Source organism: Streptomyces sp. NPDC090798 (assembly GCF_044768965.1).
GTDB lineage: Bacteria > Actinomycetota > Actinomycetes > Streptomycetales > Streptomycetaceae > Streptomyces.
Genome location: NZ_JBIVXA010000002.1, coordinates 328,836 through 355,152, shown reverse-complemented (window position 1 = coordinate 355,152; position 26,317 = coordinate 328,836). Strand labels below are relative to the sequence as shown.

21 protein-coding genes are annotated in these 26,317 nt (G+C 69.5%); 9 read left to right on the top strand and 12 right to left on the bottom strand.

From position 1 onward, the window contains the following. A complete protein-coding gene (locus tag ACIQTP_RS05780; RefSeq protein ID WP_403396654.1) occupies positions 1-477 on the top strand; it encodes an SRPBCC family protein in 477 nt (158 codons plus the stop codon). A gap of 26 nt (positions 478-503) precedes the next feature. Beyond that, positions 504-836, top strand: coding sequence for a TcmI family type II polyketide cyclase (locus ACIQTP_RS05775; protein ID WP_054232638.1), 333 nt, complete (start codon positions 504-506; stop codon positions 834-836). A 94-nt stretch (positions 837-930) separates the two neighbouring features. Here the strand turns inward: ACIQTP_RS05775 and ACIQTP_RS05770 are convergent, their stop codons facing one another. The 6 genes from ACIQTP_RS05770 to ACIQTP_RS05745 form a co-directional block, all read right to left on the bottom strand. After that, on the bottom strand, positions 931-1,986 hold the full coding sequence (locus tag ACIQTP_RS05770; RefSeq protein ID WP_402034032.1) for a methyltransferase: 1,056 nt from the start codon (positions 1,984-1,986) through the stop codon (positions 931-933). Positions 1,987-2,028: 42 nt separating this feature from the next. Further along, complete coding sequence (locus ACIQTP_RS05765) at positions 2,029-3,093, bottom strand: nitrous oxide reductase family maturation protein NosD (RefSeq protein ID WP_403396651.1); 1,065 nt, start codon at positions 3,091-3,093, stop codon at positions 2,029-2,031. A gap of 187 nt (positions 3,094-3,280) precedes the next feature. After that, positions 3,281-5,500 carry an NADP-dependent isocitrate dehydrogenase gene (locus ACIQTP_RS05760; RefSeq protein ID WP_403396649.1) on the bottom strand — a complete coding sequence of 740 codons (2,220 nt, stop codon included), beginning with the start codon at positions 5,498-5,500 and terminating at the stop codon, positions 3,281-3,283. Positions 5,501-6,055: 555 nt separating this feature from the next. After that, positions 6,056-7,141 carry a mechanosensitive ion channel family protein gene (locus ACIQTP_RS05755; protein WP_403396646.1) on the bottom strand — a complete coding sequence of 362 codons (1,086 nt, stop codon included), beginning with the start codon at positions 7,139-7,141 and terminating at the stop codon, positions 6,056-6,058. Positions 7,142-7,363: 222 nt separating this feature from the next. Next, complete coding sequence (locus ACIQTP_RS05750; protein ID WP_403396644.1) at positions 7,364-8,131, bottom strand: crotonase/enoyl-CoA hydratase family protein; 768 nt, start codon at positions 8,129-8,131, stop codon at positions 7,364-7,366. 94 nt (positions 8,132-8,225) lie between these two features. Then, a complete protein-coding gene (locus tag ACIQTP_RS05745; RefSeq protein ID WP_403396642.1) occupies positions 8,226-9,209 on the bottom strand; it encodes a YbhN family protein in 984 nt (327 codons plus the stop codon). A gap of 240 nt (positions 9,210-9,449) precedes the next feature. Here ACIQTP_RS05745 and ACIQTP_RS05740 point away from each other — a divergent pair, with 240 nt between their 5' ends. After that, positions 9,450-11,405, top strand: coding sequence for an ABC transporter ATP-binding protein (locus tag ACIQTP_RS05740; RefSeq protein WP_403397270.1), 1,956 nt, complete (start codon positions 9,450-9,452; stop codon positions 11,403-11,405). Between the two features lie 38 nt (positions 11,406-11,443). Here ACIQTP_RS05740 and ACIQTP_RS05735 read toward each other — a convergent pair whose 3' ends face one another. Then, a complete protein-coding gene (locus ACIQTP_RS05735; RefSeq protein ID WP_403396640.1) occupies positions 11,444-13,978 on the bottom strand; it encodes an MMPL family transporter in 2,535 nt (844 codons plus the stop codon). Between the two features lie 101 nt (positions 13,979-14,079). Between ACIQTP_RS05735 and ACIQTP_RS05730 the strand changes: the two genes are divergently transcribed. Then, the gene (locus tag ACIQTP_RS05730; RefSeq protein ID WP_403396637.1) at positions 14,080-14,715 is read left to right on the top strand and encodes a TetR/AcrR family transcriptional regulator; all 636 of its coding nucleotides are present in this window, start codon (positions 14,080-14,082) and stop codon (positions 14,713-14,715) included. A 229-nt stretch (positions 14,716-14,944) separates the two neighbouring features. Here ACIQTP_RS05730 and ACIQTP_RS05725 read toward each other — a convergent pair whose 3' ends face one another. Both ACIQTP_RS05725 and ACIQTP_RS05720 read right to left on the bottom strand, forming a co-directional pair. Beyond that, a complete protein-coding gene (locus ACIQTP_RS05725; RefSeq protein WP_403397267.1) occupies positions 14,945-15,697 on the bottom strand; it encodes an NPP1 family protein in 753 nt (250 codons plus the stop codon). Between the two features lie 435 nt (positions 15,698-16,132). Continuing rightward, positions 16,133-16,903 carry a FadR/GntR family transcriptional regulator gene (locus ACIQTP_RS05720; protein WP_403396635.1) on the bottom strand — a complete coding sequence of 257 codons (771 nt, stop codon included), beginning with the start codon at positions 16,901-16,903 and terminating at the stop codon, positions 16,133-16,135. Between the two features lie 94 nt (positions 16,904-16,997). Between ACIQTP_RS05720 and ACIQTP_RS05715 the strand changes: the two genes are divergently transcribed. Together ACIQTP_RS05715 and ACIQTP_RS05710 are read left to right on the top strand one after the other, a co-directional pair. Beyond that, the gene (locus tag ACIQTP_RS05715; protein WP_403396633.1) at positions 16,998-17,867 is read left to right on the top strand and encodes a carbon-nitrogen hydrolase family protein; all 870 of its coding nucleotides are present in this window, start codon (positions 16,998-17,000) and stop codon (positions 17,865-17,867) included. 58 nt (positions 17,868-17,925) lie between these two features. Continuing rightward, complete coding sequence (locus ACIQTP_RS05710; RefSeq protein ID WP_403396631.1) at positions 17,926-19,317, top strand: APC family permease; 1,392 nt, start codon at positions 17,926-17,928, stop codon at positions 19,315-19,317. Positions 19,318-19,328: 11 nt separating this feature from the next. Here the strand turns inward: ACIQTP_RS05710 and ACIQTP_RS05705 are convergent, their stop codons facing one another. After that, on the bottom strand, positions 19,329-20,432 hold the full coding sequence (locus ACIQTP_RS05705) for a glycoside hydrolase family 19 protein (protein ID WP_403397265.1): 1,104 nt from the start codon (positions 20,430-20,432) through the stop codon (positions 19,329-19,331). Positions 20,433-20,612: 180 nt separating this feature from the next. Then, complete coding sequence (locus ACIQTP_RS05700) at positions 20,613-21,005, bottom strand: septal ring lytic transglycosylase RlpA family protein (RefSeq protein ID WP_403396630.1); 393 nt, start codon at positions 21,003-21,005, stop codon at positions 20,613-20,615. A gap of 427 nt (positions 21,006-21,432) precedes the next feature. On the opposite strand from ACIQTP_RS05700, the gene ACIQTP_RS05695 reads away from it, so the two are divergent. From ACIQTP_RS05695 to ACIQTP_RS05685, 3 genes are all read left to right on the top strand, one after another. Continuing rightward, positions 21,433-22,791: a beta-1,3-glucanase family protein gene (locus ACIQTP_RS05695; RefSeq protein ID WP_403396628.1), complete on the top strand. Its 1,359-nt coding sequence runs from the start codon at positions 21,433-21,435 to the stop codon at positions 22,789-22,791. A 795-nt stretch (positions 22,792-23,586) separates the two neighbouring features. Next, positions 23,587-24,405 carry a hypothetical protein gene (locus ACIQTP_RS05690; RefSeq protein WP_403396625.1) on the top strand — a complete coding sequence of 273 codons (819 nt, stop codon included), beginning with the start codon at positions 23,587-23,589 and terminating at the stop codon, positions 24,403-24,405. A gap of 166 nt (positions 24,406-24,571) precedes the next feature. Continuing rightward, positions 24,572-24,757, top strand: coding sequence for a hypothetical protein (locus tag ACIQTP_RS05685; protein ID WP_382118070.1), 186 nt, complete (start codon positions 24,572-24,574; stop codon positions 24,755-24,757). A gap of 592 nt (positions 24,758-25,349) precedes the next feature. On the opposite strand, the gene ACIQTP_RS05680 is transcribed toward ACIQTP_RS05685, so the two are convergent. Then, positions 25,350-26,243 carry a DUF4231 domain-containing protein gene (locus ACIQTP_RS05680; protein ID WP_403396622.1) on the bottom strand — a complete coding sequence of 298 codons (894 nt, stop codon included), beginning with the start codon at positions 26,241-26,243 and terminating at the stop codon, positions 25,350-25,352. Positions 26,244-26,317 lie beyond the last annotated feature (74 nt).

Below are 26,317 nucleotides of genomic sequence, written 5' to 3'. Positions count from 1 at the left end.
GTGGCAGGACACACCGAGAACAGCATCACCATCGACGCCCCTCTCGACCTCGTCTGGGACATGACCAACGACATCGAGAACTGGCCTCAGCTCTTCAGCGAGTACGCGTCGCTGGAGGTGCTCTCCCGCGACGGCGACACGACGAAGTTCCGCCTGACCATGCACCCGGACGAGAACGGCAAGGTCTGGAGCTGGGTCTCGGAGCGGACCGTGGACCGTGCCAGGCGGACGGTCCGCGCCCGCCGCGTCGAGACGGGCCCCTTCGACCACATGAACATCCGGTGGGAGTACGAGGAGACCCCCGAGGGCACCCACATGCACTGGGTGCAGGACTTCGCGATGAAGCCCGAGGCCCCGGTCGACGACGCCTGGATGACGGACAACATCAACCGCAACTCCCGCGTCCAGATGGAGCTCATCCGGGACCGGATCGAGAAGGCCGCCCGCGACCGTCAGAACGCGCCGCTGCCCGGCTGACAGCCGGAGCTCAGGAAGGACACTTGATGCACCACGCCCTCATCGTCGCGCGCATGGCGCCCGACTCGGCCCCGGCGATCGCCGATGTGTTCGCCGCCTCCGACCGCGGTGAACTGCCGCACCTGATCGGCGTCAAGCGGCGCAGCCTCTTCCAGTTCGGTGATGTGTACATGCACCTCATCGAAGCCGACAAGGACCCGGCGCCCGCCATCGCGAAGGTGGTCGGGCACCCCGAGTTCCGGAGCGTCAGCGAGCAGCTGTCGGCGTACGTCAGCGCGTACGACCCGCAGACGTGGCGCAGCCCCAAGGACGCCATGGCCCAGTGCTTCTACCGCTGGGAGCGGGACGCCGTCTCCTGAGACAACGCCCGGACACAACCCGAGGCCGCCGACCCCGCGATGAACGCGGAGCCGGCGGCCTCGGGTTTTTCCCGGTGCCCCGGGATGGGCCGGATCAGCCGGGGATCGTGCACTCGAAGGCGTGCAGATACGCGTTGACCGGACGGAACTCGTCGATGACGAGCCCCGCGTCCGTCAGCCGGTCGACCATGCTCTGCCGGGTGTGCTTCGCACCGCCGACATTGAGGAGCAGCAGCAGGTCCATGGCCGTGGTGAACCGCATCGACGGGGTGTCGTCCACGAGGTTCTCGATGACGACGACGCGGGCGCCGGGCCGCGCCGCCTTGCGGACGTTGGCCAGCGCCCTGCGGGTGCTGTCGTCGTCCCACTCCAGGATGTTCTTGATGATGTACAGGTCCGCCTGGACCGGGATGTCCTCACGGCAGTCCCCGGCCACGACGCGCACCCGCTCGGCCAGCGAACCGCCGCCGCGCAGCCGTGGATCGGCGTTCTCCACCACTCCCGGCAGGTCGAGCAGCGTGCCGTGCATCCCGGGGTGCTTCTCCAGCAGGCTGACCAGGACCTGGCCCTGACCGCCGCCGATGTCCGCGACCGAGGACACGCCTCGCAGATCGAGAAGGTTCGCCACGTCCCGCGCCGACTGCTCGCTGGACGTCGTCATGGCCCGGTTGAACACGTACGCCGACTCCGGGGCCTCTTCGTTGAGGTAGTCGAAGAACTCCCGCTCGTACACGTCCTCGAAGACGTTCCGGCCGGAGCGCACCGCCTCGTCGAGCTTCGGCCAGACGTTCCACGTCCACGGCTCGGTGCACCACAGGGCGATGTAGCGGAGGCTGTGCGGGTCGTCCTCGCGCAGCAGCCGGGACATCTCCGTGTGCGCGAAGGTGCCGTCCGGGAGCTCGGTGAAGACCCCCTGGCAGGACAGCGCGCGCAGCAGCCGCCGCAGGGTCTTCGGCTGGGCCTTCACCGTCGCCGCCAGGTCCTCCACGCGCAGGGGCGTGTCGCCCAGGGCGTCCGCCACGCCGAGGCGGGCGGCCGCGCGTACGGCGGCGGCGCACGCGGCTCCGAAGGCGAGCTCCCGCAGCCGCATGGATGGCGGCGGGGGAGCCGGATCGACCGTGGTCGGGGGAGCCGGATCAACAGTGGTCATGGTGGTGCCTCGCTTCTGGGGTCGTGCTGGTGGGGGGAGGGGTTAGCACAGTCCGGCGGGCTCGGAGTGTGCGCAGGTGTTGTCGTGGAAGGTGTTGCCCTTGCCCTTGGCGCGGTCGCGGTTGGCGAGGTCGGCCTTGCCGTTGCGCTGCACCACGTTGTCGCGGATCTCGTTGTCCTTGTTGACGGCGCCCACGAAGCTCTTGTAGAGCACGATGCCGCCGGACAGCGGGGAGGTGCCCACGTTGTCCTCGACCCTGTTCTCCGCCACCAGTGTCTTCTCGGCGCCGGTGAGGACGATCCCGGAGCCCTGGAGGAAGGGCAGACGGGGGGTCTTGGGGCAGTACTTGTTGTTGGCGTGGACGTAGTTGCGGACCACGCTCAGCGCCCCGACGCGCGGCTTGTTCTCGTCGCCCACGACGAACACCGCGGCGCAGTTGCCGGTCGCCTCGTTGTGATCGACGGTCAGGTTCCGCAGCCGTCGGACCGTGACGCCGATCCGGTTGCCGGCCAGACGGTTGTGACTGACGACCGTCCCCAGGGTGTCCCTGGCGCCCTCCTCGGTGCTGACCGTGTTGGACAGGAACAGTCCGGCGTCGCCGTTCTTCTGGGCGACGTTGTTGCGGAACACCCCGCGGACGGAGCGCTCCTGGGCGATGCCCCACTGGCCGTTCTTCTCGGCGACCACTCCCTGGACCGTCAGCCGGTCGGTGCCCGACGCCCACAGCCCCTGCTTGGCGAAGCCTCTGAGGGTCAGTGAGCCGACGGTGACGCCCTTGACGCGCTTGCTGTCCGTTCCGGTGACACAGATGCCGTTGCCGGCCTTGGCGCAGCTGTTGGCGGAGGCCTTGCCCGGCACGATGACGGTGGAACGGGCACCGGAGCCGCGCAGCGTCAGGTTCGCCACCGTGACGCGGACGCTCTCGTGGTAGGTGCCGGGGGAGAGCAAGACGGTGTCCCCCGGGTGTGCGGAATTCACGGCCTTTTGGATCGACTCGCCGGGGTGGACCCAGTGCACCGAACGGTGGTCGGCCGACGGGGCGGCACCCAGCACCGACGCCGTGACGGCCGCGGTGCAGGCGAGGTAGGCCATTTGTCGTTTCGTCATAGGCCGAAGCTAAGAGCGGGTGTTCCGGCCCGCCACCGCTGATCACCCAGGTGGCCCGCCGGTGTCACCTGCCTGCGCGCATAAGGGTGAGCCGTCGGAGGCAGAGACGTCGGCGGACACACGACCGCCCCGGCCGGAGAGCCCGGCCGGGGCGGTGCGGTGGTGACGCGTGGGCGCCGACGGTGTGTCAGGCGAGGGTCGCGAGCGTCGCGTTCCAGGTGGCCGAGGGGCGCATGACGGTCGCGGCCTTGGCCGGGTCGGGCTGGTAGTAGCCGCCGATGTCGGCGGGCTTGCCCTGGACCGCGAGCAGCTCGTCGACGATCGTCCGCTCCTGCGCGGTCAGCGTCTCGGCGAGCGGGGCGAACGCCTTGGCGAGGTCCGCGTCGTCGGTCTGCTTGGCCAACTCCTGCGCCCAGTACAGGCCCAGGTAGAAGTGGCTGCCGCGGTTGTCGATGCCGCCGACGCGACGGGTCGGCGACTTGTCCTCGTTGAGGAAGGTCGCCGTCGCGCGGTCGAGGGTGTCGGCGAGCACCTGGGCGCGCGCGTTGCCGGTGGTCTGCGCGAGGTGCTCGAAGCTGGCCGCGAGGGCGAAGAACTCGCCGAGGCTGTCCCAGCGCAGGTAGTTCTCCTTGACCAGCTGCTGGACGTGCTTCGGGGCGGAGCCGCCGGCACCCGTCTCGAAGAGGCCGCCGCCCGCCATCAGCGGAACGACGGAGAGCATCTTGGCGCTGGTGCCCAGCTCAAGGATCGGGAACAGGTCGGTCAGGTAGTCACGCAGGACGTTGCCGGTGACCGAGATGGTGTTCAGGCCCTTGCGGATGCGCTCCAGGGAGAACTTCGTCGCCTCGACCGGGGACAGGATCTTGATCTCCAGACCCTCGGTGTCGTGCTCCGGCAGGTACGCGTTGACCTTCTCGATCAGCTGCGCGTCGTGGGCGCGGGTCTCGTCCAGCCAGAACACCGCCGGGTCGCCGGTGGCGCGGGCGCGGGTGACGGCCAGCTTCACCCAGTCCTTGATCGGGTCGTCCTTGGTCTGGCAGGCGCGGAAGATGTCGCCCGCGCCGACGGCCTGCTCGAGGACCACGTTGCCGGCCTGGTCGACGAGGCGGACCGTGCCGGTGGTGGGGATCTCGAAGGTCTTGTCGTGGCTGCCGTACTCCTCGGCCTTCTGCGCCATCAGACCGACGTTCGGCACCGAGCCCATGGTGGACGGGTCGAAGGCGCCGTGGGCGCGGCAGTCGTCGATGACGACCTGGTAGACGCCGGAGTAGCTGCTGTCCGGGAGGACGGCGAGGGTGTCGGCCTCCTGGCCGTCCGGGCCCCACATGTGGCCGGAGGTGCGGATCATCGCCGGCATGGAGGCGTCGACGATCACGTCGGAGGGGACGTGCAGGTTGGTGATGCCCTTGTCCGAGTCGACCATCGCGAGGGCCGGGCCCTCGGCGAGCTCGGCGTCGAAGGACGCCTTGATCTCGGCGCCCTCGGGCAGCGCCTCGAGGCCCTTGAAGATGCCGCCCAGACCGTCGTTCGGGGTCAGACCGGCGGCGGCGAACGTCTCGCCGTACTTCGCGAACGTCTTGGGGAAGAAGGCGCGCACGACGTGGCCGAAGACGATCGGGTCGGAGACCTTCATCATCGTGGCCTTGAGGTGCACGGAGAACAGCACGTCGTCGGCCTTGGCACGGGCGATCTGCGCCGTGAGGAACTCGCGCAGCGGCGCGACGTGCATGACGGACGCGTCGACGACCTCGCCCGCGAGGACGGGTACGGACTCGCGCAGCACGGTGGTGGACCCGTCGTCGCCCGCCAGCTCGATGCGGAGCGAGCCCGCCTCGGAGATCACCGCGGACTTCTCGGTGGAGCGGAAGTCGTCGGCGCCCATGGTGGCCACGTTGGTCCTGGACTCGGGGGTCCAGGCGCCCATGCGGTGCGGGTGGGTCTTGGCGTAGTTCTTGACCGACGCGGGGGCGCGGCGGTCGGAGTTGCCCTCGCGCAGGACCGGGTTCACGGCGGAGCCCTTGACCTTGTCGTAACGGGCGCGGATGTCGCGCTCCTCGTCCGACTTCGGGTCGTCCGGGTAGGCCGGGAGCGCGTAGCCCTGCTCCTGGAGCTCGGCGATCGCGGCCTTCAGCTGCGGGATCGAGGCCGAGACGTTCGGCAGCTTGATGATGTTGGCCTCGGGCGTCTTGGCCAGGTCACCGAGCTCGGCGAGGGCGTCGGGAACGCGCTGGCCCTCCTCGAGGAACTCGGGGAAGAGCGCGAGGATGCGCCCGGCCAGCGAGATGTCACGGGTCTCCACAGTGACACCCGCCTGCGAGGCGTACGCCTGGACCACCGGCAGGAACGAATACGTCGCCAGGGCCGGGGCCTCGTCAGTGTGCGTGTAAATGATGGTCGAGTCAGTCACCGGGTGCTCCGCTCCACGTCTGCAACATTGCTCGACATCAAGATATCTCGTGAGCGACCCCGACTCGACAGGGGTCCGCCCGCCATCGCGAGTGACGGCCCCGGCGGCCGCGCCGGGGTGACCCGCAGTATTTCGCCTATCTGTTCGAATATCGCCGTGCGGCCGCCGACCCGCACGGAACGGATGTCCAGCCCGCACCCGTCGAGCGAGCCCCGTGGTGAGCGGATTCGCGGTCTGCGCCCAGCCGAACTCGGCCCGCACCGTCTCCGAGCGCGGTGGCCCGGCTCGCTCACCGGGGACTGCATCGCCATCGCCTCCGAGGTCTCGGGGCAGGACCGCTCCGGCTTCCTGCGGGACTGGCCGTACGGCACGAAGACGCCCCATGCCGAACCACCCCGACTGGCCGGTCGCCCCGGCCCCCCCGGGCCCGCTCGCGCCGCGCAACCGTGAGCCCGGCCACTACCCCGACTCGACCGCCACCCTCTGACGGCACACGGACCGGGCTACGACGGCACACGGGCCGGGGAGCCGGGTGGGGCTCGCCCTCGCCCGGCGCTACCTTCCCGACGTGGCCGCCCGCTGGTGCGGGATGCCCGCCTCCAGCAGCTCCGCCCCGCCCGGCTGCAGCGCCACCGTCCGCGTGGGCGCCGGAATCCGGATGCCCTCGTCCCGGTACCGCTTGTGCAGGCGCTTGATGAACTCGTGCTTGATCCGGTACTGGTCGCTGAACTCCCCGACGCCGAGGATGACACTGAAACTGATGCGGGAGTCGCCGAAGGTGTGGAAGCGGACGGCGGGCTCGTGGTCCGGGACGGCACCGGTGATCTCGGTCATCGTCTCGGTGACGACCTCGGTGGTCACGCGCTCGACGTGCTCCAGATCGCTGTCGTAGCCGACCCCGACCTGGACGATGAGGGTCATCTGCTGCTCGGGGCGGTTGAAGTTGGTCATGTTGGTGCCCGCGAGCTGGCCGTTGGGGATGATGACCAGGTTGTTGGAGAGCTGGCGGACCGTCGTGTTGCGCCAGTTGATGTCGACGACGTAGCCCTCCTCGCCGCTGCTGAGGCGGATGTAGTCGCCGGGCTGGACCGTCTTCGAGGCGAGGATGTGGACGCCCGCGAAGAGGTTGGCGAGCGTGTCCTGAAGGGCGAGCGCCACCGCGAGACCGCCCACACCCAGGGCCGTGAGCAGCGGGGCTATGGAGATGCCCAGCGTCTGCAGCATGACGAGGAAGCCCATCGCCAGCACCACGACCCGGGTGATGTTGACGAAGATGGTGGCCGAGCCCGCGACACCCGAGCGGGACTGGGCCAGCGACCGGACGAGGCCGGTGATGACCCGGGCCGCGGTCAGGGTCGCGACGAAGATGAGGACGACGGTCAGGACCTTGTTGACGTTGCGTCCGACCGGAGCCGTCAGCGGAAGCACCGCGCCCGCCGCCGAGACACCCGCGGCGATCGCTCCCCAGGGGACGAGCGTGCGCAGCGCGTCGACGATGAAGTCGTCACCGCTCCACCGGGTGCGCGAGGCGTGCTTGCCGAGCCAGCGCAGCAGCATGCGCAGCAGGAACGCCGCCAGCAGACCCGCCACCACGGGAATCCCGGCCATCATCAGGTCGTCCAGGGTGAGGGAGTGTTTCACCGGCCGCCTCCCGAGCGACGGAGGGGAAGGCCCGCGGGCCGGATGTGCTGTGTCGTCACTTGCCACCTGCTCGAATCCGGGAATGCACGATCACGCCCGGACGTGTGTTCGTCGTCCGAGGCGGTCTCTCATCCTGCCGTACTCACGGGTACGTCCGTTACCGGGCCCACACGTTTCCGGCACACCCGTACATGACGCCTCTGGACCACATCTGTCGACCCGTCACCGCTTCGTCGTGAACGAGCCGTGCCGCCCGGCTCCCGACGCGAAGCGGGCGGCGCCCTCCATGCCCTCGGCCAACACGTCCATGCCATAACGGAGTTCGACACGCATGGCCGCCTCTTCGACCAGGCCCTCCTGGTCGAGGACCGACGCGCGGTCGCTGCGCAGGCAGGACTGGGGGAACTCGGCGATGGCCGCGGCGAGTTCCTCGGCCTCGGCCCGGGCGCGGCCGGTCGGCACGAGCCGGTTGGCGAGGCCCATCTCGTACGCCTCGGCGGCCGGGACCGCGCGGCCCGTGAGGATCAGGTCCATCGCACGGCTGGCGCCGATGAGACGGGGGAGCCGTACGGTGCCGCCGTCGATGAGCGGGACGCCCCAGCGGCGGCAGAAGACGCCGAAGACGGCGTCCTGCTCGGCGACCCGCAGATCGCACCAGAGCGCCAGTTCCAGGCCGCCGGCCACGGCATGCCCCGCGACCGCCGCGATGACCGGCTTGGACAGCCGCAGCCGGGTGGGCCCCATCGGCCCGTCACCGTCCTGCGCGACCCTGTTGCCGTACTCGGTGCCGATCGCCTTGAGGTCCGCGCCGGCGCAGAACGTGCCGCCCTCGCCCCACAGCACCGCCACCCGGGCCGTCTCGTCCGCCTCGAACGCCCGGAAGGCGTCGGCGAGTGCGGCGGCGGTCGGCCCGTCCACGGCGTTGCGGGCGGCGGGGCGGGAGAGGACGACCGTGGTGACGTACCCCTGGCGTTCGATCCGGACCGACATCGTGCTGTCCCCTTCTCCCGGCCATGTACGCCTTCTGCCGAGCGGCGCACGGGGAGGTTACTCCGCGGCTGCCGGCGGCGCGGATCCGTGCCGCTCAGATCACCTTCAGACGGACCAGCGCCCCCAGCGTCAGCGCCCCGGGCAGCAGCGGCACCCACACCGTGATGATCCGGTACGCCAGCACGACCGCCGTCGCCACGGCCACCGGGCCGCCCGCCGCCACCAGCGCGACGATCAGCGCCGCCTCCACCGAACCGATGCCGCCCGGCGTGGGCACCATCGCGACGGCCGCCGTCGCCGCCAGATACGCGAGCGCCATGTGCAGGGGCGGCACCGCCAGGTTCATCGCCTGACCGACCGCGGTCAGCCCGGCGGCCTGCAGCAGCGGAAAGGCGAGCGATCCGCCCCACAGGGCGAGCGCGCGGGCCGGACGGGAGTGCACGGAGCGGGCCTCGTCGAGCGCGGTGCGCAGGAAGGAGAACACGGCCCCGCGCAGCCGTCGTACGAGAAGAAGCGTGGCCACCGCGGCCAGGAGGACCACTCCCGCGGCGAGCAGCAAGGGGCCGATCGCGCCGGAGGGGAGGAGGGATCCGACGTGCAGGGCTCCCGGGAACGCGATGAGCAGGCCCACCAGGAGGGTGAGCCGGGCGATCGACTCCGCGAGCATGTAGAGCGCGAGCGCGGCGGAGGAGCGGGCGAGCGGGACGCCGCACACGGTCATGAAGCGCAGATTGACCGCGCCGGCGCCGAGCCCGGTCGGCAGCAGGTGGTTGGCCGCGCCCGCGGCGAACTGGGTGGCGAGCAGCCGGCGCGCGGGCAGTCGCTGCATGACCGCGCCCTGCCGGGCGGAGGCCGCGGCGACCCAGGTCAGGCAGGTCGCCACGGCGGCCGCCAGCAGCCACGGCCACTCGGCCGAGCGCAGCTGGCCGAAGCCCTCCATGAGGACGGACCGATGCCGTGCCGCGACGACCAGGACGAGGGCGAGCGGGATCAGGCACAGGACCGACCTGAGCGGGAAGCGTCGGGATCCTTGGGGGAACCCCTGGGGAAGCTTCTGGGGAAGTCGAACCGCTGTCACATCGGGAGAGGTTCTCCACGCCGCGCCAACGGGGGGTTGCGGGCGCGCGTCCGGCGGCTGACGTGCCGGGCAAGGTGCGGGAGGGGTCGTCGCCGTCGTGGGTGCCGTCATGGATTCCTTACTGTGTTCTCCGACGCGTTCCCCGGTGTGTTCCCGCGCGCTTTCCCTCGTGTGCGTGGACTTCGTCCAGGAAACATTGACCTCAACGATGCTTGAGGTCCTACGGTCACTCCCATGAGCATGGAGAGCACAGCCTGGACCCAGCTGTACAGCGTCATGAACGCGCAGCAGGAGCGCCGTCCCCTCGCCCGCGCGACCCTGCGTCGCATCGCCGCCTTCGCCCGTCCGCACCGCCGACGTATCGGCCAGTTCGTGGTCCTCAGCGTGCTGACCGCGCTGCTGGCCGTCGCGACGCCGGTGCTCGCGGGGCGCGTCGTGGACGCCATCGTGTCCGGCGGCGACGAAGCCACCGTCATCCGCCTTGCCGTGCTCATCGCACTCATCGCGCTCGCCGAGGCGGCGCTCGGGCTCCTCGGCCGCTGGCTGTCGGCGACGCTCGGCGAGGGGCTCATCCTCGATCTGCGGACGGCTGTGTTCGATCATGTGCAGCGCATGCCGGTCGCGTTCTTCACACGTACCCGTACGGGCGCGCTGGTCAGTCGACTCAACAACGACGTGATCGGCGCCCAACGCGCCTTCAGCAACACGCTGTCGGGAGTCGTCAGCAATCTCGTCACCCTGCTGCTCACCCTCGCCGTCATGCTCACCCTGTCCTGGCAGATCACCCTGCTCGCGCTCGTGCTGCTGCCGGTGTTCGTGGTGCCCGCGCGGCGGACGGGCAGCCGGATGGCACGTCTGCAACGGGAGGCGGCGAACCTGAACGCGTCGATGGGCACCCGGATGACCGAGCGGTTCTCCGCGCCCGGCGCCACGCTCATCAAGCTCTTCGGGCGGCCCGAGGACGAGTCCGCGGAGTTCGCGGAGCGGGCCCGGCGGGTGCGGGACATCGGCGTGCGTACGGCGATGGCGCAGTCGGCTTTCATCACGGCCCTCACGCTGGTCTCCGCCCTGGCCCTCGCGCTCGTGTACGGGCTCGGCGGCTGGTTCGCGCTGCGCGGCAGCCTGGAGCCGGGTGCCGTCGTCTCACTGGCGCTGCTGCTGACCCGCCTGTACGCGCCGCTCACCTCGCTCGCCGGGGCGCGTGTCGAGGTCATGAGCGCCCTGGTGAGTTTCGAGCGCGTCTTCGAGGTGCTCGACCTCAAGCCGCTCATCGAGGAGAAGGCGGACGCCCGTACGGTCCCGGATGGCCCGGCGGCCGTGGAGTTCGAGAACGTCCGCTTCGCCTACCCCTCCGCCGACAAGGTCTCCCTCGCCTCCCTGGAGGAGGTCGCCGCCCTCGACACCCGGGGCGGCGCCGAGGTCCTGCACGGTGTGTCCTTCCGCGCCGAGCCCGGCCAGACCGTCGCCCTCGTCGGCTCCTCAGGCGCCGGCAAGTCGACCATCGCCCAACTGCTGCCGCGCCTGTACGACACCGACGAGGGCACCGTCCGCATCGGCGGCGTCGACGTCCGCGACCTGAGCGCCGAGTCGATGCGCGAGACCCTCGGCATGGTCACCCAGGACGGTCACCTCTTCCACGACTCGGTACGCGCCAACCTGCTCCTGGCCCGCCCCGCCGCGACGGAGGACGACCTGTGGGACGTACTGCGCAGGTCCCGCCTCGAAGACCTCGTACGCTCCCTGCCCGACGGCCTCGACACCGTGGTCGGCGAGCGCGGCTACCGTCTCTCCGGCGGCGAGCGCCAGCGAATGACCATCGCCCGGCTGCTGCTGGCCCGCCAGCGTGTCGTCATCCTCGACGAGGCCACCGCCCATCTGGACAACACCTCGGAGGCGGCCGTCCAGGAGGCGCTCACCGAGGCGCTGGAAGGGCGTACGGCCGTGGTGATCGCGCACCGGCTGTCCACCGTGCGGACCGCCGACGTGATCCTCGTCGTGGAGGCCGGGCGGATCGTGGAGCGGGGCACCCACGAGGAACTGCTCACGACGGAGGGCCGTTACGCGGAGCTGTACCGGACTCAGTTCAAGAGGGACCGGGAGGTCACGAAGGACCGGGAGATCAGCAAGGACCGCGAAGTCAGCACGGACCGGGACGGCGTGGCGGAGATCGTCGTCGCGGGGGAGGCGATCCCGTAGGACCGTCGGCCGCCGTTGCGTCCCACCGGATCACCGGATCACCGGATCCGGTGGGACGGAAGTGAGGTGTCGTCAGCCGGCCCTCGACGCGGTGAGGGTACGGATTCCGGTACGGCCGCGGTGTGGGCGGGGCCGAGCCGGTCGCCCTCGATGTCGAGGTCGGGCAGGCGGCGCTCCAGCCACTTCGGCAGCCACCAGGCCGCGTGCCGGGTCAGTGCCAGGACGGCCGGGACGAAGGTCATCCGAATGACGAACGCGTCGAGCAGGACACCGGCGGCGAGTGCGAAGGCGATCTGTTTGAGCATCGTGCTGACGGAGGTGAGGAAGGCGGCGAAGACCGAGGTCATGATCAGGGCCGCGGCCGTCACGACCCGCCCGCTGTGCCGCGCGCCGCTGTGCACCGCGCCCAGCGGATTCCCGGTGCGGAGGTAGGACTCCCGCATCCTCGAGACGAGGAAGACCTCGTAGTCCATCGCGAGGCCGAACAGCACGGCCAGCAGGATGATCGGCAGGAAGCTGCTGACCGGTCCGGTGGTGTCCACACCGATCAGGTTGCCGAGGTGGCCCAGCTGGAAGACGCCGACCGCCGCGCCGAGGGTCGCCGCGATCGAGAGGAGGAAGCCCGCTGCGGCCTTGAGGGGCACCACCAGTGAGCGGAAGACCAGGAGCAGCAGGAGCAGCGACAGCCCGATCACGACGGCGGCGAAGGGGACCAGCGCCGAGTTCAGCTTCGCGGCGACGTCGACGCTCACGGCCGTGCTGCCGGTGACCTGGACGGTGGCGCCGGTGTCCCGCAGGATCGCGGGCCGGTCGTCGCGGATGGTGTTGACCAGCGTCTTGGTCGCCGGATCGCTGGGCGCGCTGTCCGGTATCACCTGGATGAGCGCGGTGTGGGTGGCCGGGTTGGCCACGGGCTTGCCGACGGTGGCCACGCCGGGCAGCGCGCCGATGGCGGCGGCGACCCGCTGGGCGGCCGTGGTGGGGTCGGAGCTGTGGCTGGTGTCGGCCAGCACGAGGAGCGGGCCGTTGAAACCGGGGCCGAGTTTCTCGCCGACCCTGTCGAAGGCGATGCGCTGTGAGGAGAAGCTGGGCGCGGTGCCGTTGTCGGGCAGGGCGAGGCGCATGTCGTGGGCGGGCCAGGCCAGCGCGCCGAGGGAGGCGACCACCGCGACCAGGGTCAGCAGCGGGCGGCGGGTGACCAGCCGGAACCAGCGCTCGGCGGCGTTGGCGGCCGTGCCCGAGACGTTCTCGCCGGTATCGCTCACGGCGTTGCCGTCGGTACCGCTCATGGCTTTCTTCCCGGTATCGCTCACGGCGTTGTCGTCGGTACCGCTCATGGCTTTCTTCCCGGTATCGCTCACGGCGTTGTCGTCGGTACCGCTCATGGCGTTCTTCCCGGTATCGCTCACGGCGTTGTCGTCGGTACCGCTCATGGCGTTCTTCCCGGTATCGCTCACGGCGTTGCCGTCAGTACCCCTCACGGCGTTCTCGCCGATGGCGCCGACGGCGTCCTCGCCCGCACCGCCGACGGCGCGCTCGCGGCGCATCGCGCGGGAGCCCGGCCTGGGCGTCAGGCGCGCGCCGGCGAAGCCGAGGATCGCCGGCAGCAGCGTGGTCGCGACCAGTACGGCGATCAGCACCGCACCGGCGGCCGCCAGTCCCATGGCCGTCAGATAGGGGATGCCGACGACGGTGAGGCCGGTCATCGCGATGACCACGGTCAGCCCGGCGAACACCACGGCGCTGCCCGCCGTGCCCACCGCCAGCGCGGCCGACTCCTCCGGCTCCATGCCGTGGGCGAGATGGAACCGGTGACGGCTGACGATGAACAGGGCGTAGTCGATGCCGACCGCGAGCCCGATCATCAGGGCCAGGCTCTGCGCGGTCGAGGAGATCGAGACGGTTCCGGTGAGAGACAGCGCACCGAAGATGGCCGTGGCCACACCGAAGAGCGCCGTGACGACGGGGATTTTGGCGGTCAGCGGGGAGCCGAAGGTCAGCGTGAGGATGACCAGGGCGACGCCGATGCCGATGATGTCGCTGCTGTGGGACTGCGACGGGGCGTTGCCGAACGCGGAGCCGCCGACGTCGACCCGCATGCCCTGCTGGTTCGCCCCGGCCACGGCGGACTTGAGCTCGTCCAGCGCGTTCGGCTCCAGCGCGCTCTGCGGGACCTCGTAGCGCACCTGTGCGACGGCGGTGGTGCCGTCGGCGGAGAGGGTGTGAGCGTCGAACGGGCTCACCACTTTGGCGACTTGGGGCGCGGACCCGGCCGAGTCAAGAGCGGCCCGGATACGGGCGCTGTCGGCCGGGTCGGTCACCTTCTGGCCGTCCGTCGCGGTGAACACGATCTGCGCGCTCGTGCCGGAGAAGGTGGGGAAGTCGGTCTTCATCCGGTCCAGGGCCCGCTGGGACTCGGAGCCTGGGATCGAGAAGGTGTTGTCGAGCTTGCCGGTGCCGCCGAAGGCCGTCATGCAGACCACGGCGGCCGCGACCAGCGCCAACCACAGGGCCAGCATGCGTCGTCGGTGGCGGAAGGCGAGGCGCCCGAGGCGGTGAAGGAAGGCGGGCATGGCGCTCCATGGTGAGAAAGCGGTCCCAAAAAGTGGCAGTCCTGCCACAATAACAAAGTGGCAGGGCTGCCAAGTTTTCGCGGGGCTGGGATACTCGGGGTGTGGAGAGCGCGACAGAACCGGGACGCAGGGAACAGAACAAGCGGCGCACGCATGAGGCGCTGATCCACGCGGCGGCGCGGCTGTTCCAGGAAAACGGCTACGAGGCGACGACCGTGCGGGACATCGCCGCCGCCGCGGGCGTGGGGGAGCGGACCTTCTTCCGCTACTTCCCCTCCAAGGAGAGCCTGATCCTGCAGCACGTCCGGGACTTCATCCCGCTGCTGGAGGAGGCGATCCGGGCCCGCCCGCAGGGCGAATCACCCCTCGCGGCCCTGCGTAACGCCGTTCTGGAGCTCGCCGTTCGCGATGACTGGGCCGCCGGGATCCTCCTCGCCGGACCGCAGCCCCTGTCGACCGCTCCGTCCGGGCGCGGCGAACGTTTTCTCTTGTTCGACCTGGAGGAAGCCGTCGCATCGGCGTTCCTGGACCGCATGACGGTGGACGGTGCCGACCCGGCCGCGCCGGAGAGCGTGCTGCGGGCGTCCGTCCTGGCCCGCGCGGGAGTGGGCGTGCTGCGCGCCCTGCGGCTCACCTACGCCCGCCTGCCGGAGGCGGCGCGCGACGAGATCGGCGTCCTCGACTTCGCCCACGCGGCCTTCGCGACGCTGACGGATGCGGAGGGGCCCGCCTCGTGATGGACGACGCCGACGGCTCGACCCCGTCCACCTCGGAGTCACCGGGCCCGGAGGCGATCCCCGCGGAGGCTGATCCCCGCCGAGCCGCGTCTCACTCCTGCACCTGCATCAAGCACGTCATGGGGTCGCTGTGATCGGGCAGGTCCGCGCAGCGAGGGAGCCTGACGGTGTCCTGGACTTTTGGGACTATGCGCCCAGCTGTCGGCTGCCTCAGCGTGACATCGATGTCTCAGGCGTAGGGGTCGAATGGGATTCCGGAGGGCTTGGAGTAGGCGAGGTTGTCGTTGAAGGAGCCGTCCTTGATCTTGATCGTGGCCTCGCCGAAATCGGCGTTCATGAGCTTGTCGCGGTAGCCGGCCGGATAGCCCTCCCAGCCGACGAGGCGCGGGTAGAACCAGCCGCCGGTGGCATTCTCCGGCGGCTCGTCGTTGGTGTTCGCGAAGCGGAAGTCGTGGGTCGACACGCCGTCCTTGTGGTACACGATCTTCGGGTGGGTCCCGTCGAAGCGAACCGATGAACTCGGGCTCACCAGGTACGAGGAGTGCTGCGACACAGAGACGTACTGGACCTGGTTGTTGGAGATCCACACGATGACGTGTTCCCAGTCGTGGGTGTGGCCGATGGCTGCCGGCCCCAGCGTGGCCTGATCCTTCTCGAAGTAGCTGGCGTACATGACGGCGCACCAGCCGTTGTTGCACTTCTCGCGCGAGTACGTGTTGGCGTTCGCCAGCTGGGCGGGATCGTGGCAGTGGCCGTTCACGTCTCCGCCCAGCGACAGGCCGGGATTGATGGTGCCGTCCGCGCCGATCGCGGCGGTGGCGTAGCAGCCGTCGCCGTCGTAGTCGTAGGCGGGGGAGAACGTCTGTTCCAAGCCGTCGGCGTTCTGCGGCAGGAGGGTGAGGACGTTGGCGTTCGCGTCGGTCGGGAGCGCGATGACGAGGGCTGCGGCGGCTAGGGCGCCGGTGAGCGCGGACCGGCGGATCCTCTTGCGGGGTCGCTTCGTTTGGTGGGAAGCGGATTCCTTGTGCGGGACGGGCGACGAGAGCGTGCTGTGCACTCCAACTCCTCAGCTGTGAAGGTGAATTGAGGAGATCCTCTTGCCTCCCCGCGTCGAGATCAAGGGACGTCGCGGATGTTCCTGATCGCGCCCGGCCCGGTGGCCCAGCGAGACGTGCCGGCCGCTCCGGTCCGTACCGGCCGGTGATCAGGGTGCGCTTCTCCCACGGGCCGATGGCCGTGCGGTGGGTGATCGGGGCCGAGGCGCCGGCGTCCTCGGCGGTCACGTACGTACCCGTGGCGGAGACCGGCGGGCCGACCGTGCCGTCGCCGTTGTGAACGAGCTGGAACGGCTGGGCCCGGTCGGCCGAGGTGCTGTCGAGCGAACCCTCCCTGGGCGACAAGTCGACGCAGGACGGGTTCAGTTGCTCGTGCCGGCGGTTCCGGTGTCGGCGGACGCGCTGAGCAGGCCGACGAACATGGTCTGGTGCAGGGCTTCCACATGGTGCCGGGCGGCCTCGCCCGCCGCGGCGGTGTCCTGCCGGCGCAGGGCGTCGAGGAGGTCGCGGTGCTCGCGGTTGGAAGCGCGCAGCGCGTCCATGGGGTAGGGCAGGTAGTAGCGGTAGAGCTCGCGCAGGACCGCGCCGTAGGGACCGGTGATCGAGGGGCTGCCGGTCGCCTCGGCGAGCCGGAGATGGAAGCGCTCGTCGTAGCCGTGGAACTCGGCCCAGCTGGGCGCGCGGTCCATCTCCTCGACGAGTTCCCGCAGTTCCGCCATGTCCTCGTCGCAGGCCCGGACCGCCGCCAGGTGGGCGATGCCGCATTCCAGGGCGAGCCGGTGGTCGATCAGCCGGTGCACGGCGTCGCCGGCCGTGCGGAACGCGTCCGTGGTGAGGACGGTCCCGGGGGTGGGGTGCGCGGCGACCAGCGTGCCCCCGCCGCGTCCGCGGCGGCGCTCCAGTACGCCGTCGGCACACAGGGAGACCAGGGCGCGACGGGCGGTGATCTCGCTGACGTCGAGGGCCTGGGCGACCTGTGGGGTGCCTGGCAGGCGCTCGCCGGGGGCCAGTAGGCCCAGGTCGACGGCGAGAGCGATCCGGGCCCGGACCGCTTCCAGCGCGGACAGCCTGCGCACACCGCTCAGTTCGGGGGCCGTGAGGCCGGTGGTCGGGGAGTTGTCGCTGCCGGGCATGGCGTCACCCTAACCAGCCCCGTCGGCCATCGCCGAAAAAAGCTCATATTGAGCACTCTTGTTTAACTGCTCATATTGAACTAGTTTCCCGTTCATGTCCCGCCCCCTGCCCCTGGCTCTCGCCCAGCTCCCCCCGCGGCCCGCGCATACCCCGCTCGCTGGTTTCGCGGCCGAGGCGGAGAGCATCCTCGCCCGCTTCCCGCACACCCGGATGGCGGTCTTCCCCGAGCTGCACCTGTGCGGCGTCGACGCTCTCGGCGCCGAGGCGCACGAGCAGCTGCGGGAGATCGCCGAGCCCCTGGACGGCCCTCGGGTCAAGGAGCTGGCCGCGCTGGCCGGAGACCTGGGCATCTGGCTGCTGCCGGGGTCGGTGTGCGAGCGCGGCCCGGCCGGGGAGCTGTTCAACACCGCCCTGGCCTTCTCCCCGCAGGGGCGTCTGGCGGCCTGGTATCGCAAGGTGTTCCCCTGGCGGCCGAGCGAGCCCTACGATCCCGGCGACCGGTTCGTGGTCTTCGACGTCCCCGAGGCGGGGCGGATAGGCTTCGCGATCTGCTACGACGCCTGGTTCCCGGAGGTCGCCCGCCACCTGGCGTGGCAGGGCGCCGAGGTCATCGTCAACCCCGTGATGACCACGACCGCCGACCGCGCGCAGGAGGTCGTCCTGGCCCGCGCCAACGCCATCGTCAACCAGGTGCACGTGGTCAGCGTGAACACCGCGGGCCCCGTGGGCAGCGGGCACAGCCTGGTCGTCGACCCCGAGGGCCGGATCCGGGCGGAGGTGCCCGGTGGCGGCAGCACCATCCTCACCGACGTGATCGACCTGGACGACGTGACCCGCGTCCGGACGTACGGCACCGCAGGCGTGAACCGCATGTGGGACCAGTTCACGGACACCGACGCCCCCATCGAGCTGCCGCTGTACGGCGGCCGCATCGACCCGCGCACCTGGCGTCCGGGAGCCTGACACCTCGGCTCTCACCCGCTGCTCTCCGTCCCCGCCCGTATCTCCCCGGAGCCCCTCCATGGCCAACGACGCCACCGGCGCGCCCGTCCTCGCGCGCACCCTCACCCTCAGAGCCGTCGTGCTGTTCGGTCTCGCCTACATGACCCCGCTGATCGTGCTGGGCACCTTCGGCGTCGTCGCCGCCGAGACCGGCGGCGCGGTTCCGACCGCCTACCTGCTCGCCCTGGTCGCGATGCTGTTCACGGCCCACAGCTACGGCAAGATGGCCGCCGCGTATCCCGTGGCCGGCTCCGCCTACACCTACGTCCGCAAGGCGATCGACGGGCGGCTCGGCTTCCTCGTCGGCTGGGCGACCCTGCTCGACTACTTCTTCCTGCCGATGGTCATCTGGCTGATCGGCGGCGCCTACCTCCAGGCCCAGTTCCCGGGCGTGCCGCACTGGACATGGATCATCGGCTTCGTCACCGTCACCACAGCGCTGAACATCCGTGGCATCAAGGCCGCCGAGCGCGTCAACGACCTGCTCATGGTCTTCCAGGTGCTGGTCATCGGCATCTTCGTCGTCCTCTCGGTGCGTCACGTTTTCCACACGGGCGGCGCCGGTGCGCTGGTGAGCAGCACACCCTTCGCCAACGGCGCGACGACCGCCGTCGGCATCTCGGCGGGTGCCGCCATCGCCGCGTACTCCTTCCTCGGCTTCGACGCGGTCACCACGCTGACGGAGGAGACGGTCGACCCGAAGCGCACCATGCCGCGCGCGATCCTGCTCACCGCGCTGATCGGCGGCGGCATCTTCGTCCTGGTCGCCTACACCACCCAGCTCGCCCATCCGGGCAGCGCCTTCGACGACCCCAGCTCCGCCGCCTTCGAGATCGCGAAGACCATCGGCGGCGACCTGTTCTCCTCGGTGTTCCTGGCCGGGCTCGTGGTGGCGCAGTTCGCGTCCGGCATCGCCGCGCAGGCGAGCACCTCACGCCTGCTGTACGCGATGGGCCGCGACGGCGCCCTCCCGCGCAAGGTCTTCGCCCGCCTTCACGAGCGCTACCGCACCCCCGCGCTCAACATCCTGCTGACCGGCGCGGTCGGCCTGATCGCGCTGCGCCTGGACGTGGCCACCTCGACATCCTTCATCAACTTCGGCGCGTTCACCGCCTTCACCTTCGTCAACGTCTCCGTGCTCGCCACCTATGTACGGGCCCGCCGCGCCGGCGAGACCCCCAGCCCGCTGTCGTACGTCGTCGCCCCCGCGGTCGGCGCGGTCGTGGACCTCTACCTGCTGTTCCACCTCGACGGCAGGGCGCTCACCCTGGGCCTGGTCTGGTTGAGCCTCGGCGTGGTGTACCTGGCCTACCTGACCCGGATGTTCCGCGTCCCGCCGCCGGAGATGTCGTTCACCGAGACCGCACCGGAGGATGTCCCCGGCGCCGGATCTCTTCAGAGCGCCAAGTGACCGGGGTCTGATCAGCAGTACAGATTGCCGCCGGGGCTGACGCCGAGAATCGACGTGAACCGCTGGTAGGCGTCGACGCGGCTCTGCACCTGGGCGGGATTCCTGCCGTCGCACTCCAGAGAGCCGTTGATGGAGCGGACGGTCTGGCCGAAGCCGGCCTGGTTCACCATGGCGTTGTGCGGGGTCATCGTGCCGGGGCCGGACTGGGTGTTCCAGTACCAGAGGCCGGTCTTCCAGGCGACGGAGGCGTCGTTCTGCACCAGCCAGGGATTGTCCAGGAGGTCGATGCCGAGTGCGTCGCCGGCGGCCTTGTAGTTGAAGTTCCAGCTGAGCTGGAGGGGGCCGCGGCCGTAGTAGGCGGCCTGGCCTGCCGGGCAGCCGTACGACTGGCTCCAGTCGCAGTAGGTGGGGTAGTTGGCGGTATTCTGCTCGACGACGTACACCAATCCGCCGGTCTCATGGCTGACGTTGGCGAGGAAGGCTGCGGCCTCCTGCTTCTTCACGGTGTCGCTGCCGGTGTTGGCGAAGGCCGGGTAGGCGCCGAGGGCCTGGACGAGGCCGCCGTAGGTGTAGAAGCCGTTCCGGTTCGGGAACATCTGGTTGAACTGGGCCTCGGAGACGACGAATCCAGACGGAGTGTTGCCACCCCCGCTCGCCGGGGCGTTCCACTTCTGGTTCGCCGCACCTGTGCAGCTCCAGATCTGCAGACGGGTGCCGTTGCCGCTGTTGTTGTCCCGCACGTCGAGGCACTTGTTCGCGGCCGGGTTGACGATGTCATGGGCCGCGGTGACCACCCACTGCTGGTTGGTCCCTCCCGAGCAGTCCCACAACTGGACGGCCGCGCCGTCGGCCGTGCCGCGGTCGACGACGTCCAGACACTTGCCGAGAGCCCGAAGAGTCCCGTCACCGGGGTTGGACCACTGCTGGGCAGCGGTGCCGTTGCAGTCGTACAGCTGGACGAACGTGCCGTTGGCGCTGTTCGCCCCGGCCACATCGACGCACTTTCCCGCGAGTCCGGTGATCTGACCGTCGGCGGCGTGGGCGGGCGCGGAGGTGAAGAGTGCGGCGAGAACCGCGGCGAGAAGGGCACCGACCGCGAGCCGGCCGAAAGCCATGCGCCCGGAGAAGAGCCGTCTGACGTGGGAGGTGGACATGGTGAGATCGCTCCTTGGTTTTGTCGTACGGGTGACGGGTGACGGGTGACGGGTGACGGGTGAGGGGTGACGGTCGGGTACGGCGCGGGATGGACCGGGGGCGAGCGCGACTGCCTTGGCGAGGTGCGGTGAACGGCGCTCTCAGTTCAGAACTTGTTGGGTGACGACGATGTGAGCGGCGTCAGGATCGAGGCTTCCCCCGAGCCGCCCGAAGGCCCCGTCGGTCAGGTCGAGGCACTTGGGTTCCTGGGGCGTCTGGACGAAGGTGCCCCGGTCGTTGATGCGTACGACCAGGGACCTGCCGTTGCCGACATCGGTGACCTGGACCCGGGTGCCGAACGGCAACTGGGGCTGCCGGCTGACGGAAGTCGCGGCGGTGTCCGCGTTGTTGTCGAAGAGTTCTCCGTCGGCGGTGAGGGCGCCCGGTGGCTGGGGCCCGTAGTGCGTGGCCCAGCACTGGGCGTCTGCCTTCCGGGGGGCGGCCGTTGCGCCGGAGGCGGTCGGAAGACAGACCGAGAGTGCGAGCGCGGCCACGGCGAGGCTGCACCGTAACGCGGTGAAATGTGTGGGGGGTTGTCCGGCCATGGAGAACGATCACAGCCTTTCGTGAACAAAGGGGCACGGGAACGGCACACCAGTACAACTGGTGTAAAGCGTGGGTGCGTTCATGAAGCCCGTCGGCCGGAACCTAAAGGTCTGTACCAGACACGTCAAGTCGTGAACAGTGGAGAGGGCTTGGGATCGGCCAGTTGATCGGGTCCCGAAGAGGTCCCGCAGTGCTGTGCGTGACCTCTTCGCAATAGGCGCAGGTGTGCGCCCATCCCCTTCCTGTGAACTCCGCCCGCCTCACCTTCAGTTGTTGACGTCGAGCAGAGGCGAGAGTACAAACCCCGAGAGCGCTCTCACGCCTGCTGTTCCTCCCGCCCCCCACGCTCCGCCCACTCGGCATCCGGAGACCCCCATGCAGACTTCTCTCAGTGTGCTCACGCGCAGACCAACGGCCCGTGTGGCGCTCTCCCGCACGGCTCTGTGCCTGGTCATCGCCCTGCTCGCAGCCTGCTTCGTCGCCCTGACGCCCTCGCTCGCACGGGCCGACGACCAGCTGCTGTCCCAAGGGCGGCCCGTCACGGCGTCCTCGACCGAGAACGCCTCCTTCCCCGCAGCCGCAGCGGTTGACGGCAACCCGGGTACCCGCTGGTCCTCGGGCTTCGCCGATCCCCAATGGCTCCAGGTCGACCTCGGCTCCGTCCAGCAGATCACCCGGGTCACCCTCACCTGGGAGGCCGCCTACGCCAAGGCCTACCAGATTCAGACCTCCACCGACGCGGCCACCTGGACGACGGTCTACTCCACCACCACCGCCACCGGCGGTACCCAGAACCTGACCGTCACCGGCAGCGGCCGCTACATCCGCCTCTACGGAACCGCACGAGCCACCCAATACGGCTACTCCCTCTGGGAGTTCCAGGTCTACGGCCCCGGCGGCGGCACCACCCCGCCGGACGACTTCTGGGGAAGCACCAGCGACATTCCGCCCGCGCAGAACGCCGTCGAGGTCAAGATCCTCAACCGCACCAACGGGAAGTACCCGGACAGCCAGGTCTACTGGAGCTTCAACGGCCAGGTGCACTCCATCGCCGAACAGCCCTACCTCGACATGCCGGCGAACTCCGCAGGGCGCATGTACTTCTACCTCGGCTCGCCCAACAGCTCCTACTACGACTTCATCGAGTTCACGGTCGGCAACAACGTCTTCAACGGCAACACCACACGCGTAGACGCCTTCGGCCTCAAACTGGCCATGCGGCTGCACGCCAAGGACGGCTACGACGTCGAGGTCGGCGAGAACCGGCAGACCTTCGCCGAGGACCGGGCCGCCACGTTCCAGCGCTTCAGCAACGCGGTGCCGGACCAGTTCAAGGTGCTGGCCCAGACGCAGACCCCGTACCGGATCATCGCGCCCGGCAGCGACCCGAGCTTCCGCGCGGGCGGCGCCAACGCCAACTACTGCACCTCCTACGCCCAGTCCGTGGGCGTGAACGCGGCCACCTCCGACATCTTCGGCTGCGCCGCCTCGCTGGCAGCCAACCCCGACATGTGCGCGGCCCTCAACCGCCATGTGGCCACACTGCCGGCCTCCCAGCAGTCCGACCCCAGCCAGTACTACAAGGCCGCCCCGGCCAACTACTACGCCAAGTTCTGGCACGACAACGCCATCAACCACCTGGCCTACGGCTTCCCCTACGACGACGTGGCCGGGCAATCCTCCTTCATCTCCCACAGCAACCCGCAGTGGCTGCTGGTCGCCGTCGGCTGGTAACCACCCACGCATGCAGAGGGGTTGACCGCGGGGCCGTCGCACCGGAAGGTGTCGCTGGCCCCGCAAGCCCGTACCTTCACAGGAGTCCCATGTGAGACACCGAAGGTTGCGCGGGGGTAAGGCCGTTGTCGATGACGTCCCAGGCCACCCCGCGAGCAGGATGTGGTGGTGCCGGGCGTGCTGGCACAGGGACTCGAAGGCCTGGTTGAGGGACAAGTCCTAGAGGCCGGCCCAGCAGAGGCTCCACGAGACCCGCCATCAGAAACGGAAGGACCGCCCGCGTGGCTCCGCCTCGCTTGGCTGAATCGCCGTCGGGTCGGCCGTGGTGGGCTTTGAGGCGGTCGGTCGGTCCGCTCTCGTCAGGAGAGGGAAGGGGTGCCAACAGCCCCGTGCCAATGGCCGCAAGCAGCCTCCAGAAACCAGAGAGCGACGAATGTCCCAGCCTGGGCACTTTGACGTGGATGAGTGGGAGCTCGACACTCCGACGTGATCAATTCAGTGGACCTGACCAGAATGATCACATAAGTTACCTCCGATTGGCCGAACCGTCGGCGCCTGACCAGCGCCTGATGACGGGCGGCCGGAGTCTACGGTGGGGAATTCAAGTTGAAGAGAAAAACTGTCCGTCGCGCTGCCCGGACGGGCGCTATAGCCCTGCTCACTGCCGCAGTTGTGGCCGGTACCGCTACCGGCGGGTTCGCGGCCAACGGCGCACCGACGACTGGCGCGGGCACCGGACCGCAGATCGTCAGCTCGTCCGAGTATGCCAAGGAAGGCGGTGTTGATCCTCAGTCCATGGCGCCCATCGGGGAAATCGCTCCCGCGCAGGGGACCGGCGTGGAGAAGCTCACTGACCTGCTGACCAAGACGACCCGGCTGGACCTCTTCCAGGCGCCCGGCGTGGAGGAGTACGAAAAGGTCGGTCAGACGCTCACGTTCAGTCTCGGCGACGGGAACGTCGAGCACCCGCTCAACATCACCCGCCTGACCGTCCACGGGGACGTGCCGTCGTCGGTGCTCTCGGCCGAGGGTGACGAGATGAGCACGACCACACTGCCCGACGGCAGCCAACTGCTGACCGCCGTGGGCAAGGAGGGCACCAGGGTCAGCACCCTGTCCAAGGACGGCCTGCTGACGATGTGGGAGGCGCCGCTCACCGCCGCGCAGAACACCTACAGCACGGAGGACCTGGTGCGTTGGGCCACGACGGTCGACGAGCAGGGAATCACGGCTTCGCGCTCGCCGGGTCTCACCGCTGCCAGGGCCGAGCCTCACTGCCAGCTCACCAAGAGCAGGAAGCCTTACCTGCACGGGGGGTACACGCACATCCAGGCCGAGGCCGCGATGCTCTGCGACCAGAGGGGCAAGGGGAACTTCGAGTCTTCGCTGCGCCAGTACCAGGGGCTCGGTATCTGGAAGACCAAGGACGTCGCGGGCTACACCAACGAGCAGGGCCAGAACTTCCCGGTCACCCTGCACTTCGAGTGCTCACGACTCACCACCAGTGGCTGGGTATACCGGAGCGACATAGGTAACGCGACGCTGCGCAACGCCAACGGCTACTGGGGAGACCACAACGTCCATTCCGAGACGGCTACGATCCACTGCGCGTAGATCGCTGTTCCCTAACGCTGTCCGCTTCCAAACGGTACGCCGGTGACGGACCGCCGTCGCTGTACCGAAGCGGATCGAGCGGCGTACGGTTTACAGCAGTGATATCGCGCATGCAAACAGTAGGCGTTACGCACCGACCAGGCGCAAGCCAGTGAATGGGGAACGGGTGGAAAACGAACGACGCCGCCCTGATTCGGCGGACCTCGTCGTGGCCGGATGCGGCTGGCTCCTGATCGTGGCCGTCATCGCCATGCCCGGACTCATCCTGAACGATGGACCTCTGACGGCGTACATGGTCGTTGTGGGCGGCGTGATCGGGTTCCTGTGGGCGCGCAGGAGGCTGTACCGCTGAGGGTGCTCTCCATCAGGGAGGCGCTGCAGGTGGCGTGGCTGCTTGCCGACCGGGCCGCCCTGGGCAAGTCGGAAACTCCGGCGTGCTCGGGGCGGCTCGCTGCTTCTCCACACTCTGGGGCGGCGCTGAGCTTCAACAGCCGAGGATCCAGAAGGAGGCGGCTTGGCAGCCCTGTTTTTCGTAGCGTCCGACCTTGCGTGTTTCAGGCGGCGTTAGGGGTGGTCACACCGTGGTCCCGGCAGGCCTGGTCGACGTCTGCCTTCCGTGCAGGGGATTGACCTCGGGCCCATGTCGCGCGCGGCCACGCCTGGTCCTGCTCCCCGTCATCCGCCCGGGATGGGCTCCAGTATCGAACCGGGCCGTACAGCTCGCCTTGGTGAAGTCCGTCACCGGCCGATAGCCGGTGCCCAGGCGTCTGGCCTGCGATAGCGGCCACGCAGGCTCCGCCCCGGGTCTCGGGGCGGAGCCTCTGCGGGTTGGAAGGGGAATCCGCTGCGGGCGAGGTTGATCCGCTGCCACAGCGATGGGCTCTCGAGCCGCTTCAGCGTCTGGGTGGGGTACGAACCGCCACCGGCATCACCCGCCCCGACAGCTACGACTCGGAAGTCCACTTGACCATCCAAGTGTCGTTGAGCACCGAGATGACCTGCTCGCACCGGCTGATCAAGTTGTCCTCGGCCTGCTCGGTCCGGTCCGCGGACAGCCGCCAATCTGCCAGGATCCGCTCCAACTCATCAGCCGTGCGAAGAAACTCCAGCTCCTGGTACTCGTACTTGGCCGAAGTGGAATAGGCGACGACGACGGCCGAGACGGTGGCGACCACGGCGACCCAGGCAGCGGCCTGCTCGGCATGGAAGGCTCCGCTTCCCGCACCCAACAGCACCGCGAGAGCCCCCAGCGCCAGCTGAACCCACCGGACCGCCCGCAGCCGGGTCCGCATTTCGGCGGCTCGGGCCCGGTAGTAGCCGTCGATCTGACCACGTACCCGGACCTGCAGATAGGAGTCGACGTCGTGGACGTCCGGCAAGGGACGGGAGGAGACGACCGGTACGTCCGCCAGGTGATGTAGCAAGTCCGCCGCATCTCGCCGGATGTCGTCCACGGCACTGTGCAGCTGGGCCGCCGCGTCCGGAGTCCGGTAACGGCCCACTCCAGCAAGGAACGCGTACATCTCGGCCTTGAACGCCTCACTCACCGAACGCAGCCGAGTCCAGTCCTGGATCTGCCGCGGTCCCACCTGACCGTTCAGCAGCGGCACGGCCCCCGCGGCGACCGCGGCGCCGAAAGCCAGCCACTGAGCCGCGTGGGGGTGCACGGAGCCGGCCTGCGCCGCCGCCGTTCCCAGTACCGCCATGAGGACACCACACAGGAGGGACGCGCCCCGTACCCTGCCGATCAGCCGCTTCTGACGGTCCGCGGCCTTCGACCAACTGGCCTGCTGGCTCCAGGAGTCGGACACCAGGGGCGATATACGAGCGGGCTGCATGGGCCGATTATTCATGCGGAAGCGGGGGTTCGTCATGCGGACTCTCATTGAATGCCGCAGCATGGCTGGACCGA

What these genes read in the sequence shown, in the direction of transcription:
- ACIQTP_RS05775 (WP_054232638.1), top strand. Translation starts at nt 504, where the DNA reads ATGCACCACGCCCTCATCGTCGCGCGCATGGCGCCCGACTCGGCCCCG.
- ACIQTP_RS05720 (WP_403396635.1), bottom strand. Translation starts at nt 16,903, where the DNA reads ATGCCCGGCAGCGACAACTCCCCGACCACCGGCCTCACGGCCCCCGAA.
- ACIQTP_RS05680 (WP_403396622.1), bottom strand. Translation starts at nt 26,243, where the DNA reads ATGCAGCCCGCTCGTATATCGCCCCTGGTGTCCGACTCCTGGAGCCAG.
- ACIQTP_RS05705 (WP_403397265.1), bottom strand. Translation starts at nt 20,432, where the DNA reads ATGGCTTTCGGCCGGCTCGCGGTCGGTGCCCTTCTCGCCGCGGTTCTC.
- ACIQTP_RS05735 (WP_403396640.1), bottom strand. Translation starts at nt 13,978, where the DNA reads ATGCCCGCCTTCCTTCACCGCCTCGGGCGCCTCGCCTTCCGCCACCGA.
- ACIQTP_RS05715 (WP_403396633.1), top strand. Translation starts at nt 16,998, where the DNA reads ATGTCCCGCCCCCTGCCCCTGGCTCTCGCCCAGCTCCCCCCGCGGCCC.
- ACIQTP_RS05765 (WP_403396651.1), bottom strand. Translation starts at nt 3,093, where the DNA reads ATGACGAAACGACAAATGGCCTACCTCGCCTGCACCGCGGCCGTCACG.
- ACIQTP_RS05695 (WP_403396628.1), top strand. Translation starts at nt 21,433, where the DNA reads ATGCAGACTTCTCTCAGTGTGCTCACGCGCAGACCAACGGCCCGTGTG.
- ACIQTP_RS05770 (WP_402034032.1), bottom strand. Translation starts at nt 1,986, where the DNA reads ATGACCACTGTTGATCCGGCTCCCCCGACCACGGTCGATCCGGCTCCC.
- ACIQTP_RS05690 (WP_403396625.1), top strand. Translation starts at nt 23,587, where the DNA reads ATGGCGCCCATCGGGGAAATCGCTCCCGCGCAGGGGACCGGCGTGGAG.
- ACIQTP_RS05710 (WP_403396631.1), top strand. Translation starts at nt 17,926, where the DNA reads ATGGCCAACGACGCCACCGGCGCGCCCGTCCTCGCGCGCACCCTCACC.
- ACIQTP_RS05740 (WP_403397270.1), top strand. Translation starts at nt 9,450, where the DNA reads ATGGAGAGCACAGCCTGGACCCAGCTGTACAGCGTCATGAACGCGCAG.
- ACIQTP_RS05750 (WP_403396644.1), bottom strand. Translation starts at nt 8,131, where the DNA reads ATGTCGGTCCGGATCGAACGCCAGGGGTACGTCACCACGGTCGTCCTC.